The organism is Olsenella phocaeensis, assembly GCF_900120385.1.
Lineage (GTDB): Bacteria > Actinomycetota > Coriobacteriia > Coriobacteriales > Atopobiaceae > Olsenella_I > Olsenella_I phocaeensis.
Window position 1 is genome coordinate 1,029,299 of the sequence record NZ_LT635494.1, and the last position, 1,551, is coordinate 1,030,849.

The following is a 1,551-nucleotide window of genomic DNA, read 5'->3' on the forward strand; positions in this document are numbered from 1 at the left end:
GCACCAGCGTGCCGCCGGGCGCGTCCGCCGCGGAGGCGACGACGCCGACGCCGCGGCTCTCGAGCTCGCCCACCACGCTGGGGTTGTGGATGAGGGGGCCCAGGGTGTGGATGGGACCCCTGGCGTCGCGGGTCGCGTCCCTCACCATCTGGAGCGCGCGGTTCACGCCGTAGCAGGCGCCCGCCTCGTCGGCGACCAGGATCTTTGGCATCTCTTCTCCCCTACAGCTTGCCCGGGTGCTCCCGACGGAGCTCGTCGCGCATGGCATAGACGCGATCCATCGCCAGGGACTCCATCGCCTTCGCCTGGGCCTTGCGGCCCCTCACGCCCAGGTCGCCGAACTCGAGGCAGTCTCCGACCTTGCACCAGACCCTGCCCGGCCTCTTCCAGTGCGTGCCCTCGGGCGTGATGTTGAGGGCGCCAACGATGGAGAGGGGCTGCACGGGCGCCTTGGCGAGCTGGGCCACCAGGGCGAAGCCCGCGTGGAGCTCGACGGGCTGGTCCTGCGACCTGACGCGCGTCCCCTCCGGGAAGATGAGGATGCACTCACCCCTCCTGAGCGAGCGGACGCAGCGGCGCACGAAGCTCATGTCGGCCGTGCCCCTCACCACGGGGATGCCGCCGATGCGCGAGAAGAGCCAGGTCACGAACCTGTTGCCGTCGAACTCGCTCTTGTAGACGGGACGCACGCGCTGGCCGTGGGCCCAGAGCGAGACCACGACGGGGATCGGGTCGAGCATGGAGACGTGGTTCATGACTATGACGCGCCCGCGCCTCTCGTCCCAGAGCTTGCGGCCGTCCACCATCCTCCAGGGCCAGACGAGCTTGGTGAGGGCCCCGACCAGGCAGACCGCGAGGGCGAGAAGCGCTCGCGCCGGAAGCGGGAAGTCCGCCATGCGGTGGTCGTAGTAGTCGTCGAAGGAGTTTCCCGCGAAGGCGCGCATCCTGCCCTCGCCCGGCTCGGCGGCGAGCCTGCGCGCGGCGGCGTCGGNGCCCGTCGATTGCAACGATCACTTCACACTACCTTCCGCGATGTTCTCGGTCGTGTCCCTGCCCAGGAGGGAGGGATCCTCCGCCCTGCGCCGCACCTCCTCGGGTGCGAGCCCGATGGCGACGAGGGTGTAGCTCGTGCCGTCGCAGGCGAGGACCTGCGAGCTCACGTTGGGCAGGCGCAGCCTCCAGAAGCTCGTGAGCGGAATCTGGAGTGCCGAGGCCAGGACCGCCCTAGTGAGCCCCCCGTGGGTGACGCAGGCCGTGCGGCCCCCGAGAGGCCTCAGCGCCTCGAGCAGACCGTGGGCGCGCGCGAAGAGCTCCTCGAAGCGCTCTGCCCCCTCGGGCGCCCGCGAGCGTCCGTCGGGACCCAGGGCCCAGGGGAAATCGTACCCCATGGCCCTGAGCTCACCCACCGTGAGGCCCTGCGCGGGACCGAACTCGATCTCGGCCAGCTCCTGCCTGACCTCGAGCGGCACGCCGAGCCTCCAGGCCGCCTCGCGCGCGATGGCGAGGCAGCGCGAGAGGGGCGACGACCAGACGCGGTCGGGCCCCCAGGCC

The 1,551-nt window shown here is 71.3% G+C and carries 2 protein-coding genes and 1 pseudogene; all 3 read right to left on the bottom strand.

Annotation, left to right across the window (positions count from 1 at the left end; all coding sequences use genetic code 11):
• Positions 1–211 (bottom strand): annotated as a pseudogene (locus BQ7388_RS04905) (4-hydroxy-3-methylbut-2-enyl diphosphate reductase); the annotation flags it as partial.
• Between the two features lie 10 nt (positions 212–221).
• A complete protein-coding gene (locus BQ7388_RS04910) occupies positions 222–944 on the bottom strand; it encodes a lysophospholipid acyltransferase family protein (protein WP_072500453.1) in 723 nt (240 codons plus the stop codon).
• A 66-nt stretch (positions 945–1,010) separates the two neighbouring features.
• Positions 1,011–1,551, bottom strand: a 541-nt coding sequence (locus BQ7388_RS04915; protein WP_072499894.1) for a histidine phosphatase family protein, incomplete at its 5' end; no start/stop codon positions are given.

Bases quoted from the DNA above. Each gene is read 5' to 3' on its own strand.
- BQ7388_RS04910 (WP_072500453.1), bottom strand. From the start codon at position 944: ATGCGCGCCTTCGCGGGAAACTCCTTCGACGACTACTACGACCACCGC.